The sequence below is a fragment of the Pseudomonas sp. HMSC08G10 genome, from assembly GCF_001808425.1.
Lineage (GTDB): Bacteria > Pseudomonadota > Gammaproteobacteria > Pseudomonadales > Pseudomonadaceae > Aquipseudomonas > Aquipseudomonas guariconensis.
This window is the reverse complement of record NZ_KV793310.1, coordinates 37,580-54,850: the sequence shown is the minus strand read 5'-3', so window position 1 is coordinate 54,850 and position 17,271 is coordinate 37,580. Positions and strand designations below refer to the sequence as shown.

The following is a 17,271-nucleotide window of genomic DNA, read 5'->3' as shown; positions in this document are numbered from 1 at the left end:
TCAACACAAGCCGAGCGCCAACGACGTGCTAGAAGCTATCGCCAGGCACGCGCACCCAGCCTTCCATCAACACGCGAGCACTGCGGCTCATGATCGCTTTGGTCACGGTCCATTCACCGTCCACCTTGCGCGCCTCGGCCCCAACCCGCAAGGTGCCAGAGGGATGACCGAACCGCACAGCGCTGCGCTCGCCGCCGCCAGCGGCGAGATTGACCAGCGTGCCCGGAATGGCCGCGGCAGTGCCAATCGCCACCGCTGCAGTCCCCATCATGGCGTGGTGCAGCTTGCCCATCGACAGCGCGCGCACCAGCAGGTCGACATCGCCCGCCTCGACAGGCTTGCCGCTGGACGCGGTGTACGACACCGGCGGCGCGACGAAGGCGACCTTCGGCGTGTGCTGGCGCCCCACCGCCTGGTCGACATGCTCGATCAGCCCCATGCGCACTGCGCCATAGGCGCGGAGGGTCTCGAAGCGCGTCAGCGCGGCAGAATCGCCGTTGATGGCATCCTGCAGCTCGGTGCCGGTGTAACCGATATCGGCAGCATTGACGAAGATGGTCGGGATCCCGGCATTGATCAAGGTCGCCTTTAAGGTCCCGACACCCGGCACCTCCAGATCATCGACCAGATTGCCGGTGGGGAACATCGAACCACCGCCGCCCTCCTCGTCGGCAGCCGGATCGAGGAACTCCAGCTGCACCTCGGCGGCCGGGAAGGTCACGCCGTCGAGCTCGAAATCACCAGTCTCCTGCACCTCGCCGTCAGTGATCGGCACATGGGCGATGATGGTCTTGCCGATGTTGGCCTGCCAGATGCGCACGGTGGCGATGCCGTTGCGCGGAATGCGCGCCGTATCCACCAGGCCTGCGCTGATGGCGAAGGAACCGACGGCGGCCGACAGGTTGCCGCAATTGCCGCTCCAGTCGACGAACGCCTTGTCGATGGAGACCTGGCCGAACAGGTAGTCGACGTCATGCTCAGGGCGAGTGCTGCGCGCGAGGATGACGGTCTTGCTGGTGCTGGAAGTGGCGCCGCCCATGCCGTCGATCTGCTTGCCGTAGGGGTCGGGGCTACCGATCACCCGCAGCAGCAGCGCGTCGCGCGCCGGGCCCGGTTGCTGGGCGCGCTCGGGCAGGTCTTGCAGACGGAAGAACACGCCTTTGCTGGTGCCGCCACGGATGTACGTTGCGGGAATCTTGACTTGCGGTACATGTGCCATGTTCGAATTCCTGTTTGCACGCCCCTGTGAGAGCACGTTTACTCGCCAAAGCGTGAGCACGGGCAACAGTGTTGCCTGATCGAACGCTTCGCGGGTAAACCCGCTCCCACAAGGACCGTGCTGCTCCTGTTTAGGCGGTCGCTTCCAGGAAGTCCTGGGCAAAGCGCTGCAGCACACCACCGGCCTCGTAGATCGACACTTCCTCGGCAGTATCCAGACGGCAGGTCACCGGCACCTCGAGGCGCTCGCCGTTACGACGGGTCACCACCAGGGTCAGGGTCGCACGCGGGGTACGTGCGCCAAGCACGTCATAGGTCTCGCTACCATCCAGGTCCAGGGTCTTGCGGTTGGTGCCCGGCAGGAACTCCAGCGGCAACACGCCCATACCCACCAGGTTGGTACGGTGGATGCGCTCGAAGCCTTCGGCGACGATCGCCTCGACCCCGGCCAGTCGCACACCCTTGGCCGCCCAGTCACGGGATGAGCCCTGGCCGTAGTCGGCGCCGGCGACGATGATCAACGGCTGCTTGCGCTCCATGTAGGTCTCGATGGCTTCCCACATGCGGGTCACCTTGCCTTCCGGCTCGATGCGCGCCAGCGATCCCTGTTTCACGCTGCCGTCTTCCTTGCGCACCATCTCGTTGAACAGCTTGGGGTTGGCGAAGGTGGCGCGCTGGGCGGTCAGGTGGTCACCGCGGTGGGTGGCGTAGGAGTTGAAGTCCTCTTCCGGCAGGCCCATTTTCGCCAGGTACTCACCCGCAGCGCTGTCGAGCATGATGGCGTTGGACGGCGACAGGTGGTCGGTGGTGATGTTGTCCGGCAGCAGCGCCAGCGGGCGCATGCCACGCAGCGTACGCTCGCCAGCCAGCGCACCTTCCCAGTACGGCGGGCGACGGATGTAGGTGCTCATTGGGCGCCAGTCGTACAGCGGTGCAACTTTCGGCCCGGTGTCCTGCTCGATGGCGAACATCGGGATGTACACCTTGCGGAACTGCTCCGGCTTGACCGCTGCCTGGACTACGGCGTCGATTTCCGCATCGCTCGGCCAGATATCCTTCAGACGGATTTCCTTGCCATCGACCACACCCAGCACGTCCTTCTCGATGTCGAAGCGGATGGTGCCGGCGATGGCGTAGGCCACGACCAGGGGCGGCGAAGCCAGGAACGCCTGCTTGGCATACGGGTGGATGCGCCCGTCGAAGTTGCGGTTGCCGGACAGCACGGCGGTGGCATACAGGTCGCGGTCGATGATTTCCTGCTGGATCTTCGGGTCCAGCGCACCAGACATGCCGTTGCAGGTGGTGCAGGCGAAGGCGACGATGCCAAAGCCCAGTTGCTCCAGCTCCTTCTCCAGCCCGGCTTCTTCCAGGTACAGCTGCACGGCCTTGGAACCTGGCGCCAAGGAGGACTTGACCCACGGCTTGCGGGCCAGGCCCAGCTTGTTGGCATTGCGCGCCAGCAGGCCTGCAGCGATCACATTGCGCGGGTTACTGGTGTTGGTGCAGCTGGTGATGGCAGCGATGATCACCGCACCGTCTGGCATCTGCCCGGGGACTTGCTCCCAGGCACCGGCGATCCCCTTGGCGGCCAGGTCGCTGGTCGCGACGCGGGCGTGGGGGTTGGACGGGCCAGCCATGTTGCGCACCACGCTCGCGAGATCAAAGCTCAAGACACGCTCGTATTCGGCCTTGGCCAGGCTGTCGGCCCACAGGCCGGCGGTCTTGGCATAGGTTTCCACCAGCTTGACCTGCTGCTCTTCACGGCCGGTCAACTTGAGGTAATCGATGGTCTGTTGGTCGATGGCGAACATCGCCGCCGTCGCGCCGTACTCCGGCGCCATGTTGGAAATGGTGGCGCGATCCCCCAGGGTCAGGGCGCGGGCTCCTTCACCATGGAACTCCAGGTAGGCACCGACCACCTTCTGCTTGCGCAGGAATTCGGTCAGCGCCAGGACCAGGTCGGTGGCGGTGATGTTCGGTTGCAGCTTGCCGGTCAGCTCGACGCCGACGATTTCCGGCAGACGCATCCAGGAGGCGCGGCCGAGCATGACGTTCTCGGCTTCCAGGCCACCGACGCCGATGGCGATCACGCCCAGCGCATCGACGTGCGGGGTATGGCTGTCGGTGCCGACACAGGTGTCCGGGTAGGCCACGCCATGATCGTTGTGGATGACCGGGGACATCTTCTCCAGGTTGATCTGGTGCATGATGCCGTTGCCCGGCTGGATCACATCGACGTTCTTGAACGCCTTCTTGGTCCAGTTGATGAAGTGGAAACGGTCTTCGTTGCGGCGATCTTCGATGGCGCGGTTCTTTTCGAACGCCTGCGGGTCGAAACCACCGCATTCCACCGCCAGGGAGTGGTCGACGATCAATTGCACCGGCACCACCGGGTTGACCTGGGCCGGGTCACCGCCTTTTTCGGCGATGGCATCACGCAGGCCCGCCAGGTCGACCAGGGCGGTCTGTCCGAGAATGTCGTGGCAGACCACGCGCGCCGGGAACCATGGAAAGTCCAGATCGCGCTTGCGCTCGATCAGCTGCTCCAGGGAAGCGTTGAGGGTAGCCGGATCGCAACGGCGCACCAGGTTCTCGGCGAGCACGCGGGAAGTGTACGGCAGGCCATCGTAGGCGCCGGGCTTGATCGCCTCGACGGCCGCGCGGGCGTCGAAGTAGTCCAGGTCGGTGCCTGGTAGGTTCTTGCGAAATGCGGTGTTCATATCGTTATCAGGCTCGGTCACGGTTTACCTAAGCGGGCACCACCCCTGCAGGAGCGGGCTTGCTCCTCTCCTGCAGGGAACGCGGAGCGCTCTGTTTCAACGCTGCTCGATGGGCACGAACTTGCGTTGCTCGACGCCAACGTACTCGGCACTCGGACGGATGATGCGGTTGTTGGCGCGCTGTTCGAAGACGTGCGCAGCCCAGCCGGTCAGGCGCGAGCAGACGAAGATCGGAGTGAACAGCTTGGTCGGGATGCCCATGAAGTGGTACGCCGAGGCATGGTAGAAGTCGGCGTTCGGGAACAGGCGCTTCTGCTCCCACATGGTCTTGTCGATCGCTTCAGAGACCGGGTACAGCACGGTGTCACCCACTTCGTCGGCCAACTGCTTCGACCAGCCCTTGATGACCTCGTTGCGCGGATCGGACTCTTTGTAGATCGCATGGCCAAAGCCCATGATCTTGTCCTTGCGCTCAAGCATGCGCAGCAGCTCGGCAACGGCCTCCTGCGGGCTCTGGAAGCGCTCGATCAGCTCCATGGCCGCTTCGTTCGCGCCGCCGTGCAGCGGGCCGCGCAGCGAACCAATCGCTGCAGTTATGCACGAATACAGGTCCGAAAGGGTCGAGGCGCAGACACGGGCGGTGAAGGTCGAGGCGTTGAACTCGTGCTCGGCGTAGAGGATGAGCGAGACATTCATCACCTTGACGTGCAGCTCGCTCGGCTTCTTGCCGTGCAGCAGGTGCAGGAAGTGGCCGCCCAAGGTGTCTTCGTCGCTGGTGCAATCGATGCGCACGCCATGGTGGGTGAAGCGGTACCAGTAGCACATGATCGCCGGGAAGACGGCCAGCAGGCGGTCGGTCTTCTCGCGCTGGGCCTCGAAGGTCAGTTCAGGCTCCAAGGTGCCCAGTACCGAGCAGCCGGTGCGCATCACGTCCATCGGGTGGGCGTCGCGGGGGATGCGTTCGAGCACTTCCTTGAGGGCCTGGGGCAGGTCGCGCAGGCCTTTGAGCTTGCGTTTGTAATCGGCCAGCTCGGCCTTGGTCGGCAACTCGCCGTACAGCAGCAGGTAGGCGACTTCTTCGAATTCGGCACCCGCCGCCAGATCGCGGACATCGTAGCCACGGTAAGTCAGGCCGGCACCGGCCTGGCCAACGGTCGACAGCGCGGTCTGGCCGGCCACCTGGCCACGCAGGCCTGCGCCACTGAGTACTTTTGCTTCGGCCATGGTGTGTTCTCCTTTCTTGAATTTGTTATCGAAATCTTGCTGGCTAATTCGGTTGCCTGTGCCGGCCTCATTCGTGGGGTGAAACCCACTGCTGCAGGTCCGGCGCATCATCGATGCATCAGCGAAAACCCTGTGGGAGCGGGCTTACCTGCGAACCGGCCGCTCACTCCTGTCCAGACTCGAACCTTCAGCCTTTCTTCTGGGCGAACAGCGCATCGAGGCTTTGCTCGAAGGCGTGATAGCCGATGGCATCGTAGAGCTCCATGCGCGTTTGCATGGTGTCGACAACGTTCTTCTGGGTACCGTCGCGGCGCAGTGCGGTATAGACGTTCTCGGCTGCCTTGTTCATGGCCCGGAAGGCCGACAGCGGGTACAGCACCAGCGAGACATCGACCGAGGCCAGCTCTTCGGTGGTGTACAGCGGCGTGGCGCCAAATTCGGTGATGTTGGCCAGGATCGGCGCCTTCACGCGGTCAGCGAAGGTCTTGTACATCGAAAGCTCGGTGATCGCCTCGGGGAAGATCATGTCGGCACCGGCCTCGATGCAGGCGGCGGCGCGGTCCAGGGCGGCGTTCAGGCCTTCGACGGCCAGAGCGTCGGTACGAGCCATGATCACGAAGCTGTCATCGGTGCGGGCATCCACCGCGGCCTTGATGCGGTCGACCATTTCCTGCTGGGTGACGATTTCCTTGTTCGGGCGGTGGCCGCAGCGCTTGGCACCGACCTGGTCCTCGATATGAATGGCCGCGGCGCCGAACTTGATCATCGAGCGCACGGTACGGGCCACGTTGAAGGCCGAGGCACCGAAACCGGTGTCGACATCCACCAGCAGCGGCAGGTCGCACACATCGGTGATCCGGCGCACGTCGGTCAGGACATCATCCAGGCCGCTGATGCCCAGGTCAGGCAGGCCCAGGGAGCCCGCCGCGACACCGCCGCCGGAGAGGTAGATGGCCTTGAAGCCGGCACGCTTGGCCAGCAGGGCATGATTGGCATTGATGGTCCCGACCACCTGCAACGGATGTTCGGCGGCGACCGCGTCACGGAAACGCTGGCCGGGCGTGCTCTTCAAAGTCATGACTCACCTCGTGGGCTATTGTTGTCGGCGCCTTGGTAGTGACGCTCGATGTTGCGCTTGGATGCGCCGATGTGGCGACGCATCAGGAGTTCGGCCAGCTCGCCGTCACGGTCGGCAATGGCATCGAGAATGCGATGGTGTTCGGCGAACGCCTGGCGTGGACGATTGGGCGTGGCGGAGAACTGGATGCGGTACATGCGCACCAGCTGGTACAGCTCGCCGCAGAGCATCTTGACCAGGGTCTGGTTGCCGCTGCCCTGGATGATCCGGTAGTGGAAGTCGAAATCGCCTTCCTGCTGGTAGTAGCCGACGCCGGCCTGGAACGCCGCGTCGCGCTCGTGGGTGTCCAGTACCCGGCGCAACTCATCGATCTCGGCTAGGCTCATACGCTCGGCAGCCAAACGACAAGCCATGCCTTCAAGCGATTCACGGATTTCGTACAGCTCGATGAGTTCGGCGTGATTGAGCGACACCACCCGGGCACCGACATGCGGAACCCGAACCAGCAAGCGCTGGCCTTCCAGACGGTGAATGGCCTCGCGCAACGGGCCACGGCTGATCCCATAGGTGCGAGCCAGTTCCGGTTCGGAGATCTTGCTGCCCGGGGCGATCTCGCCTTTGACGATGGCCGCCTGGATACGCCGGAAGACGTTCTCCGAGAGCGTTTCCGACTCATCCGACGCAGACAGGAGCGCTTGGCTTGCATCCAACATATTGTCGACACCTTGCGTTTCAATAGCGCCAAAGCTAGCTAAACGGAGTAATGGAGTCAAAGACAAAATCAATATTGTCGACAATCGTCTAAGAACGAACTTACCCGATACACCTGCTGTCAGATCGCGGCGCGCTGGCGTCCAACTGTCGGCGTGATAGAATGCCGCGCCTCCCAAGGGAGTATGGATAGTGTGTCTGCCAACCTTTTCAGCGTGTTGACAGATGAACGAGGAAGCTTGCGCAGTACTTGCCAGTCGCCTTGCCCCGAACCCGCACAGCACCGCGCCAGGATTTATGAGACTTACACCCGCTTCATTGCTGTTCTGCCTCGCCCTGCTGCCGGCCCTTGGCCAGGCGGGAGAAAAGACCGTGTACGGCCTGAATGAATATGCGCGCCTTTCCGATCTTGATCTGGAGGTGGCGGCCAAACTCGACACTGGCGCCAAGACCGCGTCCCTGAGTGCCCGAGACATCAAGCGTTTCAAGCGCAACGGCGAAAGCTGGGTACGTTTCTACCTGGCCATCGATGCTGCCCATTCGCATCCGATCGAGCGTCCCTTGGCCCGCGTCAGCAAGATCAAGCGCCGGGCCGGCGACTACAACCCCGACGAAGGCAAGGCCTACACCGCCCGCCCGGTCATCGAACTGGATATCTGCATGGGTCAGGCCAGGCGCACCATCGAGGTCAACCTCACCGACCGCAGTGCCTTCCAGTTCCCGTTGCTCATTGGTTCCGAGGCGCTCAAGCACTTTGACGCGCTGGTCGACCCAAGCCTTAAATACGCGGCCGGCAAACCTGCCTGCGCCACCAAAGCTCCCACCGCAGAGTAATTCCGATGCGCTCTCTTACCCTTCACCTGAAAGTCCTGATCACCGTCCTGGTGCTCCTGGGCGTGCTGGTCACGGCCTATCAGATCTTCATCCTTGGCATCCCGGTGACCGAGGATGAAACCGACGATTTGTGGAACATCGACGCCAAGGTCGAGTTCGTCGCCAACCCGAAGGACCCGGTCAAGGTGCAGATGTTCGTGCCCCCTCTGAACCGTGACTATGTCAGCCTCAACGAGAGCTTCATCTCCAACAACTATGGGGTGAGCGTCAACCGCGCCGACGGCAACCGCAAGGTGACCTGGTCGGCCCGCCGCGCCAGCGGCAACCAGACCCTTTACTACCGCCTGGTGCTGACCAAGCGCTACAGCAACGAGAAGACCACGGTCAAAGGCCCGACCTTCCGCGACAGCCTGGCGGTCGAAGGCCCTGAGAAGATCGCCGCTGAAGCGCTGATGGCGCCGATCCGACAGCATTCGGCCGATGTCGAGACCTTCGTCAGCGAGACCATCAAGCGGGTCAACAACCTCAACGACGACAACGTCAAGCTGCTGCTGGCCGGCGATACCTCGTCGATGAAGAAAGCCCAGGTCATCGACCTGCTGCTGTCCATCGCCCACGTGCCGATGGAGAAAGTCCATACCATCCGCCTGGTTGCCGACACCCCGCAAACGCCCGAACTGTGGCTGCGCAGCTTCAACGGCAACGACTGGCTGTACTTCAATCCCGATACCGGCGAACAGGGTCTGCCCAGCGATCGCCTGCTGTGGTGGACCGGTGACGACAACCTGATCACCGTCGATGGTGGCAAGAAAGCCAACGTCACCTTCAGCATGAACAACAGCGAGATGAACGCCATCCGCCTGGCCAAGCTGACCGACGAGAACACCGACGCCGACTTCCTGGAATACTCCCTGTACGGCCTGCCCCTGCAGACCCAGCAGACCTTCATGATCATGGTGATGATCCCGATCGGAGTGCTGGTGATCCTGGTGCTGCGCAACCTGATCGGCATCCAGACCCTCGGCACCTTCACTCCGGTCCTGATCGCCCTGGCCTTCCGCGAAACCCAGCTGGGCTTTGGCATCATGCTGTTCACGGTGATCACCGCCCTGGGTCTGTCGCTGCGCTCGTACCTTGAACACCTGAAGCTGCAGATGCTCCCGCGCCTGTCGGTGGTGCTGACCTTCGTCGTGGTCCTGATCGCCGCCATCAGCCTGTTCAGCCACAAGCTGGGTCTGGAACGCGGCCTCTCGGTGGCCCTGTTCCCAATGGTGATCCTGACCATGACCATCGAACGCCTGTCGATCACCTGGGAAGAGCGTGGCGGTGGCCATGCCATGAAGGTGGCCATCGGCACCCTGTTCGCCGCTTCGCTGGCGCACCTGCTGATGATGGTGCCGGAGCTGGTGTACTTCGTCTTCACCTTCCCGGCCGTACTGCTGATCCTGGTGGGCTTCATGCTGGCAATGGGCCGCTACCGCGGCTACCGCCTGACCGAGCTCGTTCGCTTCAAGGCTTTCGTGAAGGCTGACGCCTGATGTTCGGACTGATCAAGACCTGGAAAGCCCTGGAGGCCCGGGGCATCATGGGTATCAACCGGCGCAACGCGGACTACGTCCTGAAGTACAACAAGCGCCACCTGTACCCGATCGTCGACGACAAGATCATCACCAAGGAGCGTGCGATCAAGGCCGGCATCCATGTGCCGGAGATGTACGGCATCATCGAGACCGAAAAGCAGATCGAAAAACTCGACCAGATCATCGGCAACCGCAACGATTTCGTCATCAAACCGGCCCAGGGGGCCGGTGGTGACGGCATCATGGTGATCGCCGACCGCTTCGAGGACCGTTACCGCACGGTGTCGGGCAAGATCATCAGCCACGAGGAGATCGAGCATCAAATCTCCAGCATCCTCACCGGGCTCTATTCGCTCGGCGGGCACCGCGACCGCGCGCTGATCGAGTATCGAGTCACCCCGGACCAGATCTTCAAGAGCATCAGCTATGAAGGGGTGCCGGACATTCGCATCATCGTGCTGATGGGCTACCCGGTGATGGCCATGCTGCGCCTGCCGACCCGCCAGTCCGGCGGGAAGGCCAACCTGCACCAGGGTGCGATCGGTGTGGGCGTGGACCTGGCCACCGGCCTGACCCTGCGCGGCACTTGGCTGAACAAGATCATCAGCAAGCACCCGGACACCACCAACGCGGTGGATGGCGTGCAGTTGCCGAACTGGGATGGCTTCATGAAGCTGGCAGCCAGCTGCTACGAACTGTGCGGCTTAGGCTACATCGGGGTCGACATGGTCCTGGACCAGGACAAAGGCCCGCTGATTCTCGAGCTCAACGCTCGCCCGGGCCTGAATATCCAGATCGCCAACGACTGCGGCCTGACCCAGCGCACCCACGCCATCGAGGCGCACCTGGAAGCGCTGGCCAAAGACGGCGTGAAGGAAACCGCCGAGCAACGCGTACGCGTGTCCCAAGGCCTCTTCGGGCACGTTCACCCGCAATAACCCCTGGGCTGCCTTGCAGCCCATCGTAGGCTTCGCCGGCCCCCACAGTGCGAGCGCTTTTACTGTGGGAGCCGGCTCAGTCGCGAACGAGCCTAGCCTCGCCATCTGCCATCTTCTCCGCCCGACAGCTTTGCGCTTCTCCCACAGGCGAATACAATCCCCCTCCTCGCTTTGTCATCGCCGTCCACTCTGATGCCAACCTGTACGCTCCACCCCCTGCCCTATCAGATCGACCCCGCTGTCCATTTCGCCCGCCTGCGTCAGGCGCCGGGCGCGATCCTGCTCGACAGTGCCCGCCCCGGCGCCGAGCGTGGTCGCTTCGACCTGCTCAGCGCCTGGCCGCTGCAGCACTTGCAAGCCGAGGCGGGAGAAGATGGCCGAGCCTATCTGCAACGCCTTCGCGATGCTCTTGCTCATCTGGGGCACGCGACGTTGCCCGACGGCATCGAACTGCCGTTCGCCGGCGGCCTGATCGGCTACCTGAGCTACGATTTCGGTCGACGCCTGGAGCACCTACCCAGCCAGGCTAAGGATGATCTTGGCCTGCCGGACGCGCAGCTGGGCCTGTATGCCTGGGCCATGGTCAGTGATCATTTGCACTGCACGACACACTTGGTGTTCCATCCCAGCCTCGAGCCCGGCGAACGCACCCGCCTGATCGAGCTGTTCGAAACGCCTGAGGCCGATGAAGCAAGCGATTTCACTTTGCTCGCGCCGATGCGCGGTGACCTGCATCCTACGCAATACCGAGACGCGTTCGATCAGGTACAGGCATACATTCAGGCAGGCGACTGCTACCAAATAAACCTGACTCAGCGTTTCCGCGCCCCCTGCCAAGGCGACCCGTGGCGGGCGTATCAGGCGCTGCGCAAGGCCTGCCCGACGCCGTTCTCCGGCTATCAGCAGCTGGCCGACGGCAGCGCCTTGCTGAGCTTCTCGCCAGAGCGCTTCATCCAGGTCAGCCAGGGCCAGGTTGAAACCCGGCCGATCAAGGGCACACGCCCTCGCTCCGCCGATCCGCAGCAGGACGCACGCAACGCCGCCGAGCTGCAGAACAGCCCCAAGGATCGCTCGGAAAACCTGATGATCGTCGACCTGCTGCGCAACGACCTGGGGCGCACCTGCCAGATCGGCTCGGTCAAGGTGCCCGAGCTGTTCAGCCTGGAAAGCTACCCCAACGTCCACCACCTGGTCAGCAGCATCACCGGGCGCCTGGCCACCGGCAAGGATGCCCTGGACCTGATCGGCGACAGCTTCCCCGGTGGCTCGATCACCGGCGCCCCGAAAATCCGCGCCATGCAGATCATCGACGAACTCGAGCCGACGCGCCGTGCGCTGTACTGCGGCTCGCTGCTGTACGTGGACGTACGGGGCGAGATGGACAGTTCCATCGCCATCCGCAGCCTGTTGGTCAAGAAAGGTCAGGTCTGCTGCTGGGGCGGTGGCGCAGTGGTGGCCGACTCCGAATGGCAGGCCGAGTACGAAGAGTCCATCGCCAAGGTGCGGGTATTGATGGAAACCCTGCAAAGCTTGTGACCGATGGCGCCTCTTCATGGGTCGACCCGCGAAGAGGCGCCTCAAGGCAAACGTCTACCTGCCATTTTTTGTTACCATCGGCTCACTACGAGCGCACAGCGCCACACACACGATGGAAACCGCCTGATGAGCCAAACCTTCGACGTCGCCGCCCTGGCCGCGGCCTATGCCAGCAAGTCCCCCCAGGACATCCTCAAGCTTGCCTTCGAGCACTTCGGCGATGACCTGTGGATTTCCTTCAGTGGCGCCGAGGATGTGGTGCTGGTCGACATGGCCTGGAAGCTGAACAAGCAGGTCAAGGTGTTCAGTCTCGACACTGGCCGCCTGCACCCGGAGACCTACCGCTTCATCGACCAAGTCCGCGAGCAGTACAACCTGCCGATCGAGATCCTCAGCCCCGACCGCGCCCTGCTCGACCCTTTCGTGAAGGAAAAAGGCCTGTTCAGCTTCTACAAGGACGGCCATGGCGAATGCTGCGGCATCCGTAAGATCGAGCCGCTGCGCCGCAAGCTGGCCACCGTGAGCGCGTGGGCAACCGGCCAGCGCCGCGATCAAAGTCCCGGCACTCGCAGCCAGGTGGCAGCACTGGAAATCGACACAGCGTTTTCCACACCCGAGCGCACCCTTTACAAGTTCAACCCCCTGGCGCAGATGACCAGCGAGGAAGTCTGGGGCTATATCCGCATGCTCGAGCTGCCCTACAACAGCCTGCATGAGCGCGGCTTCATCAGCATCGGCTGCGAGCCGTGCACACGCCCTGTGCTGCCCAACCAGCACGAACGTGAAGGTCGCTGGTGGTGGGAAGAGTCGACCCAGAAGGAATGCGGCCTGCACGCCGGCAACCTGATCACCAAGGCCTGACCCTCCAAGCTCCAAGCTACAAGCTACAAGCCACAAGAAAAAAGCGGCCCTCATGAGGACCGCTTTTTTCTTGTGGCTTGTAGCTCGGGGCTTGTAGCTCAATGCACCGGCAGCTCGACCCCTTCGAAGAGCTCTTCGAGCTCCTGCTTGTTATGGCACTGGATGGCCTTGGCCATCACTTCGCGGGTCAGGTGCGGCGCGAATTTCTCGATGAAGTCGCACATGAAACCACGCAGGAAGGTGCCACGCCGGAAGCCGATCTTGGTGATGCTGGCCTCGAACAGTTCGCTGGCGTCCAGGGCCACAAGGTCGCTGTCGAGCTTGGTGTCCACAGCCATCTTGGCCACGATGCCCACGCCCAGCCCCAGGCGTACGTATGTCTTGATGACGTCGGCGTCGGCGGCGGTAAATACCACTTTCGGCGTCAAGCCACGGTGATTGAACGCCTCGTCCAGCTTGGAGCGCCCGGTGAAACCGAACACATAGGTCACGATCGGGTACTCGGCGACCGCTTCGAGGGTCAGCTTCGGCAGCTTGGTCAGCGGATGCCCCTGAGGCACCACCACGCAGCGGTTCCACTTGTAGCACGGCATCATGATCAAGTCGCCGAACAGCTCCAGCGCCTCGGTGGCGATGGCGAAATCGACGGTGCCGTCGGCAGCCATCTCGGCGATCTGCATGGGCGAACCCTGATGCATATGCAGGGCGACTTCAGGGTACTGCTTGATGAAACTGCTGATCACCGGCGGCAGCGCGTAGCGTGCCTGGGTATGGGTGGTGGCGATGGACAGGGTGCCCTTTTTCTCGTTGGAAAATTCCTGAGCGATCTGCTTGATGCTCTCGACCTTTCGCAGGATTTCGCCGGCGGTATTGATGATGCGCTCACCGGCGGGAGTGACGCGTGTCAGATGCTTGCCGCTGCGGGCGAAGACCTCGACGCCGAGCTCGTCCTCGAGCAGACGGATCTGTTTGCTGATCCCGGGCTGGGAGGTATAGAGGCTCTGCGCTGTCGCGGAGACGTTGAGGTCATGGTGCGCTACTTCCCAGATATAGCGCAGTTGTTGAAGCTTCATAGGTTTCCCTCGGATCAGCGGTAGGTCACCGGCAGCAGGCAGCGATGAGATATAACTATATTAGTGGTTCCCGAAATAAAACTAGAACTATTTTGTTACATGCCCTCGTTTTGACCTATCCCCTGTTTCAGCCTTTCCTACGCCCCAAATGCTGCGCCAATGGCACCATGTAGATCGGAACCGGGGACAGTTGCAGCAACCGCGCCGCAGTGCGGCCGATCGGCACATCCACCCCTGCTCCCTGGCTGTGACTGCCGAAAATCAGCAGATCGACGCTCAAGCGCTTAGCCTGCTCAATGATCACCTGGGCCGGATCCCCCTGACGCACCCTCACGGCCCGGATCAAGGCCAGGTCCGCTTCTTCACCTAGTTCGTCACGAAAGTTTTCCAACACCCGCTGCTCGATGTTGGCCATGACCGTATTCACACCCTCGCTGTGCAGCTCGTCCAGGGTCTGCTCGTCGAGGTAACTCTGCAGCAGGGACTCGGCGAACTGGCCCATGGGTTCCACCGCATGGATCACGTACAGCTCTGCGTTGAATGTCCGGGCCAGGGCCAAGGCGTGCTGCATGACAAAAGGCGCGTATACACCGAGGTCGGTGGCATACAGCATGGAATGAATCATTCGACCTCCTCGACTGCCGTTACGACAGAGCAAGGTTCAGCTTAGCAGCGCCGCGTACGACCGCTTGGCCGTCCGGCGCGCTGCCGGCGCCCGGCCTGGAGGGGTCAGCCGCTGCGATTGCGACGGTCGATGAAGGCCAGGGTCTGATACAGCATCTGCAGTTGCGGCAAATGACACCCAGCCGCTTGCGCACGTGCCAGCGGTTCGGCATAGATCGCCTGCAACTCCAGCGGTCGCCGCTGAGCATGATCGTGGTACATGCTTGGCCAGTAATCAGGCATCTTTTCGGTCAGGCGAAACAGTTGCTCGGCGTAACCATTCGGCAAGACATGGCCGCAAGCCTGGGCTCCCTGCACCACTTCAGCCATCAGCGCGCGTACCAGATCACGACTGTCGGGGTCCGTCATCAGTGCCGTGGTGCTGGCCTGAAGCAGTACCGAAAGACCGTTGTAAGGCATATTCCATACAAGCTTCTGCCAACGGGCCTGAGCAAGGTCATCCATGGCCTGGGAGTCGATGCCCGCCGCCCGGAACAGCGCCACCCCTTGGGCAACGATAGCGGCACCTCGATCCTCGGCCGGACCACTGTGGTATCCCAGATTGACCGTGCCTAGCGCCTGATGGCACACCACTCCAGGCGCCTGGCGGTTGACGCAAATGAAGCACAGTCCGCCAAGCAGGTGCATATCGGCGCGCAGTGACGGCCGTAACTGCTCCTCCACGCCCAGGCCATTTTGCAACAACACGACCCTGGCACCCGGGGCTGCGGCCTGGAGGATGAGCGGTGCAAGCTCCCGGTTGCTGGTGGCCTTGGCACCTACCAGCAACCAGTCGCAGGGGGGCATGTCGGCGGCCGAGGCGTAGGCCTGCACCTTCATGTGCAATTGGCCGTGAACCGCACTGTCCACGGCCATGCCATGCTCATGCACGATGCGGTATTCACTGCGCAACAGAAAATGCACATCGAAACCGGCCTGCGCAAGCATGAGCCCGTAGAAACCGCCGATGGCGCCGCTGCCGATAATGCCGATACGTGGGTTGCGAGTGTCCACACGCGCTCCTTGTCCGAAATCTGGTACTTGGTTTTACACCTAAACCCTTCGGTTTTCGAACGCAGAAGCATCCGCTCGCCCCTTAGCTGGCCGTACCACCTTGCAAATAAATCACGCCTTGGTCGTAAAAACCCAGTACCGGCGGGGGGCAGCCCATTGTCGAGCCACCTTGTAACGCGCTAAGGTTCGGCTCCCCGTTGCGAACAATCTTGCTGCTGGGCCGCACGGGGATTGCTGGCGGCCGGCACCCGTGACCTGACGAGTAACACGATGGCTGATTTACCGATCGACGACCTTAACGTTGCCTCCAACGAGACTTTGATCACCCCCGATCAGCTCAAGAAGGAACTCCCCCTCAGCGCCAAGGCCCTGCAGACCGTGACTGCCGGCCGAGAAGTGGTGCGCAACATCCTCGACGGCAAGGACCATCGACTCTTCGTCGTGGTGGGCCCCTGCTCCATCCACGACATCAAAGCCGCCCACGAGTATGCCGAACGCCTGAAGGTGCTGGCCGAAGAAGTTTCCGACACCCTTTACCTGGTGATGCGCGTGTACTTCGAGAAGCCGCGTACCACCGTCGGCTGGAAAGGCCTGATCAACGACCCTTACCTGGATGACTCCTTCAAGATCCAGGACGGTCTGCACATCGGTCGCAAGTTGCTGCTGGACCTGGCCGAAATGGGCCTGCCCACCGCCACCGAGGCACTCGACCCGATCTCCCCGCAGTACCTGCAGGACCTGATCAGCTGGTCAGCCATCGGCGCCCGCACCACCGAATCCCAGACCCACCGGGAAATGGCCTCCGGCCTGTCCTCGGCAGTCGGCTTCAAGAATGGCACCGACGGCGGCCTGACCGTGGCTATCAATGCCCTGCAGTCGGTCTCCAAGCCTCACCGCTTCCTGGGCATCAACCAGGAAGGTGGCGTGTCCATCGTCACCACCAAGGGCAACGCCTATGGCCACGTGGTGCTGCGCGGTGGCAACGGCAAGCCCAACTATGATTCGGTCAGCGTTGCCCTGTGCGAGCAGGATCTGGCCAAGGCCAAGATCAAGGCCAACATCATGGTCGATTGCAGCCATGCCAATTCCAACAAGGATCCGGCCCTGCAGCCGCTGGTAATGGAGAACGTCGCCAACCAGATCCTCGAAGGCAACCAGTCGATCATCGGCTTGATGGTCGAAAGCCATCTGAACTGGGGATGCCAGGCAATTCCGAAGGACCTGAACGAACTGCAATACGGTGTTTCCATTACCGATGCCTGCATCGACTGGAGCGCCACCGAGAAGGCCCTGCGCAGCATGCGCGCCAAGCTCAAGGATGTCCTACCTCAGCGTCAGCGCGGCTGACAATAGGGAGCAAACGAAAACGCCGGGCAATGCCCGGCGTTTTCATGTTCGGTGTTCGATTGTACCGTTCAGGCCTTGCTCGACTGACGTTGCTGACGCTCCATGTAGCGTTCGACGTAGGAGCAGGAGGGGATCACCGTGTAGCCCATCTCCTCGGCGTATTCCAGCGCCTTCTCGGTCAACGCTGCAGCGATGCCTCGCCCCCGCAGGGCATTGGGCACGAAGGTACGGTAGATATCCAGCGTCTGCTTGCCCAAGTCCATGTACGTCAGATAGGCACGGTGACCGTCCACATTGGTCTCGAACTGATGACCGGCCTGGTCATGGTGGATGGTCAACGCTTCGCTCATCACTACTCCTCGCAGGTCTGTCGGCAGACCCTTACCTTAACCGATGGTGTTTCCGGCGGAGGAACCTCTACGCCACCCCTGCCCCTTGGACCGTAAGGCGATCCGAATCGTTCTGCTGCGCGGG

General features: G+C 62.3%; 15 protein-coding genes. 6 read left to right on the top strand and 9 right to left on the bottom strand.

Going from position 1 to position 17,271, the window contains the following annotated elements; all coding sequences use genetic code 11:
* Window positions 1–28: 28 nt before the first annotated feature.
* The 5 genes from prpF to HMPREF3173_RS14295 all read right to left on the bottom strand — a co-directional run bounded on the left by prpF (window position 29) and on the right by HMPREF3173_RS14295 (window position 6,953).
* A complete protein-coding gene (gene prpF, locus HMPREF3173_RS14315) occupies window positions 29–1,219 on the bottom strand; it encodes a 2-methylaconitate cis-trans isomerase PrpF (RefSeq protein ID WP_070574021.1) in 1,191 nt (396 codons plus the stop codon).
* Window positions 1,220–1,349: 130 nt separating this feature from the next.
* A complete protein-coding gene (gene acnD / locus HMPREF3173_RS14310) occupies window positions 1,350–3,938 on the bottom strand; it encodes a Fe/S-dependent 2-methylisocitrate dehydratase AcnD (protein ID WP_070574019.1) in 2,589 nt (862 codons plus the stop codon).
* A 96-nt stretch (window positions 3,939–4,034) separates the two neighbouring features.
* Window positions 4,035–5,162 carry a bifunctional 2-methylcitrate synthase/citrate synthase gene (gene prpC / locus HMPREF3173_RS14305; RefSeq protein WP_070574018.1) on the bottom strand — a complete coding sequence of 376 codons (1,128 nt, stop codon included), beginning with the start codon at window positions 5,160–5,162 and terminating at the stop codon, window positions 4,035–4,037.
* 187 nt (window positions 5,163–5,349) lie between these two features.
* On the bottom strand, window positions 5,350–6,240 hold the full coding sequence (gene prpB / locus HMPREF3173_RS14300) for a methylisocitrate lyase (RefSeq protein WP_043214002.1): 891 nt from the start codon (window positions 6,238–6,240) through the stop codon (window positions 5,350–5,352).
* A complete protein-coding gene (locus HMPREF3173_RS14295) occupies window positions 6,237–6,953 on the bottom strand; it encodes a GntR family transcriptional regulator (RefSeq protein ID WP_043214004.1) in 717 nt (238 codons plus the stop codon). The genes prpB and HMPREF3173_RS14295 overlap by 4 nt, the downstream gene beginning before the upstream one ends.
* Before the next feature lie 295 nt (window positions 6,954–7,248).
* On the opposite strand from HMPREF3173_RS14295, the gene HMPREF3173_RS14290 reads away from it, so the two are divergent.
* The 5 genes from HMPREF3173_RS14290 (at window position 7,249) to HMPREF3173_RS14270 (ending at window position 12,700) form a co-directional block, all read left to right on the top strand.
* Window positions 7,249–7,785, top strand: a complete 537-nt coding sequence (locus HMPREF3173_RS14290) for a retropepsin-like aspartic peptidase RloA (RefSeq protein ID WP_043214007.1) — start codon at window positions 7,249–7,251, stop codon at window positions 7,783–7,785.
* A 5-nt stretch (window positions 7,786–7,790) separates the two neighbouring features.
* Entirely contained in the window at window positions 7,791–9,323 is a 1,533-nt protein-coding gene (locus tag HMPREF3173_RS14285; RefSeq protein WP_070574016.1) for an osmotic stress tolerance membrane protein RloB, read from the top strand.
* Window positions 9,323–10,303 carry an alpha-L-glutamate ligase-like protein gene (locus tag HMPREF3173_RS14280; protein WP_043214012.1) on the top strand — a complete coding sequence of 327 codons (981 nt, stop codon included), beginning with the start codon at window positions 9,323–9,325 and terminating at the stop codon, window positions 10,301–10,303. Before HMPREF3173_RS14285 ends, HMPREF3173_RS14280 begins: the two co-directional genes overlap by 1 nt.
* A gap of 192 nt (window positions 10,304–10,495) precedes the next feature.
* The gene (gene pabB / locus HMPREF3173_RS14275; protein ID WP_070574014.1) at window positions 10,496–11,839 is read left to right on the top strand and encodes an aminodeoxychorismate synthase component I; all 1,344 of its coding nucleotides are present in this window, start codon (window positions 10,496–10,498) and stop codon (window positions 11,837–11,839) included.
* Window positions 11,840–11,965: 126 nt separating this feature from the next.
* Entirely contained in the window at window positions 11,966–12,700 is a 735-nt protein-coding gene (locus tag HMPREF3173_RS14270; RefSeq protein ID WP_070574012.1) for a phosphoadenylyl-sulfate reductase, read from the top strand.
* A gap of 98 nt (window positions 12,701–12,798) precedes the next feature.
* On the opposite strand, the gene cysB is transcribed toward HMPREF3173_RS14270, so the two are convergent.
* The 3 genes from cysB to HMPREF3173_RS14255 form a co-directional block, all read right to left on the bottom strand.
* Window positions 12,799–13,773: an HTH-type transcriptional regulator CysB gene (gene cysB, locus HMPREF3173_RS14265; protein WP_027593928.1), complete on the bottom strand. Its 975-nt coding sequence runs from the start codon at window positions 13,771–13,773 to the stop codon at window positions 12,799–12,801.
* A 127-nt stretch (window positions 13,774–13,900) separates the two neighbouring features.
* Window positions 13,901–14,398 (bottom strand): universal stress protein, encoded by a 498-nt coding sequence (locus HMPREF3173_RS14260; RefSeq protein WP_043215810.1) that lies wholly within the window; start codon window positions 14,396–14,398, stop codon window positions 13,901–13,903.
* Window positions 14,399–14,502: 104 nt separating this feature from the next.
* The gene (locus HMPREF3173_RS14255; RefSeq protein ID WP_070574010.1) at window positions 14,503–15,450 is read right to left on the bottom strand and encodes a putative 2-dehydropantoate 2-reductase; all 948 of its coding nucleotides are present in this window, start codon (window positions 15,448–15,450) and stop codon (window positions 14,503–14,505) included.
* 270 nt (window positions 15,451–15,720) lie between these two features.
* Here HMPREF3173_RS14255 and HMPREF3173_RS14250 point away from each other — a divergent pair, with 270 nt between their 5' ends.
* Complete coding sequence (locus HMPREF3173_RS14250; protein ID WP_043215813.1) at window positions 15,721–16,797, top strand: 3-deoxy-7-phosphoheptulonate synthase; 1,077 nt, start codon at window positions 15,721–15,723, stop codon at window positions 16,795–16,797.
* A 68-nt stretch (window positions 16,798–16,865) separates the two neighbouring features.
* Here the strand turns inward: HMPREF3173_RS14250 and HMPREF3173_RS14245 are convergent, their stop codons facing one another.
* Window positions 16,866–17,147 (bottom strand): GNAT family N-acetyltransferase, encoded by a 282-nt coding sequence (locus HMPREF3173_RS14245; RefSeq protein ID WP_043215814.1) that lies wholly within the window; start codon window positions 17,145–17,147, stop codon window positions 16,866–16,868.
* Window positions 17,148–17,271: the final 124 nt, after the last annotated feature.

Excerpts from the sequence above, each read along its gene's own strand:
- prpF (WP_070574021.1), bottom strand. The coding sequence starts at position 1,219 with ATGGCACATGTACCGCAAGTCAAGATTCCCGCAACGTACATCCGTGGC.
- HMPREF3173_RS14260 (WP_043215810.1), bottom strand. The coding sequence starts at position 14,398 with ATGATTCATTCCATGCTGTATGCCACCGACCTCGGTGTATACGCGCCT.
- pabB (WP_070574014.1), top strand. The coding sequence starts at position 10,496 with ATGCCAACCTGTACGCTCCACCCCCTGCCCTATCAGATCGACCCCGCT.
- cysB (WP_027593928.1), bottom strand. The coding sequence starts at position 13,773 with ATGAAGCTTCAACAACTGCGCTATATCTGGGAAGTAGCGCACCATGAC.
- HMPREF3173_RS14295 (WP_043214004.1), bottom strand. The coding sequence starts at position 6,953 with ATGTTGGATGCAAGCCAAGCGCTCCTGTCTGCGTCGGATGAGTCGGAA.
- prpB (WP_043214002.1), bottom strand. The coding sequence starts at position 6,240 with ATGACTTTGAAGAGCACGCCCGGCCAGCGTTTCCGTGACGCGGTCGCC.
- HMPREF3173_RS14280 (WP_043214012.1), top strand. The coding sequence starts at position 9,323 with ATGTTCGGACTGATCAAGACCTGGAAAGCCCTGGAGGCCCGGGGCATC.
- prpC (WP_070574018.1), bottom strand. The coding sequence starts at position 5,162 with ATGGCCGAAGCAAAAGTACTCAGTGGCGCAGGCCTGCGTGGCCAGGTG.
- HMPREF3173_RS14250 (WP_043215813.1), top strand. The coding sequence starts at position 15,721 with ATGGCTGATTTACCGATCGACGACCTTAACGTTGCCTCCAACGAGACT.
- HMPREF3173_RS14285 (WP_070574016.1), top strand. The coding sequence starts at position 7,791 with ATGCGCTCTCTTACCCTTCACCTGAAAGTCCTGATCACCGTCCTGGTG.
- HMPREF3173_RS14290 (WP_043214007.1), top strand. The coding sequence starts at position 7,249 with ATGAGACTTACACCCGCTTCATTGCTGTTCTGCCTCGCCCTGCTGCCG.
- acnD (WP_070574019.1), bottom strand. The coding sequence starts at position 3,938 with ATGAACACCGCATTTCGCAAGAACCTACCAGGCACCGACCTGGACTAC.
- HMPREF3173_RS14270 (WP_070574012.1), top strand. The coding sequence starts at position 11,966 with ATGAGCCAAACCTTCGACGTCGCCGCCCTGGCCGCGGCCTATGCCAGC.
- HMPREF3173_RS14245 (WP_043215814.1), bottom strand. The coding sequence starts at position 17,147 with ATGAGCGAAGCGTTGACCATCCACCATGACCAGGCCGGTCATCAGTTC.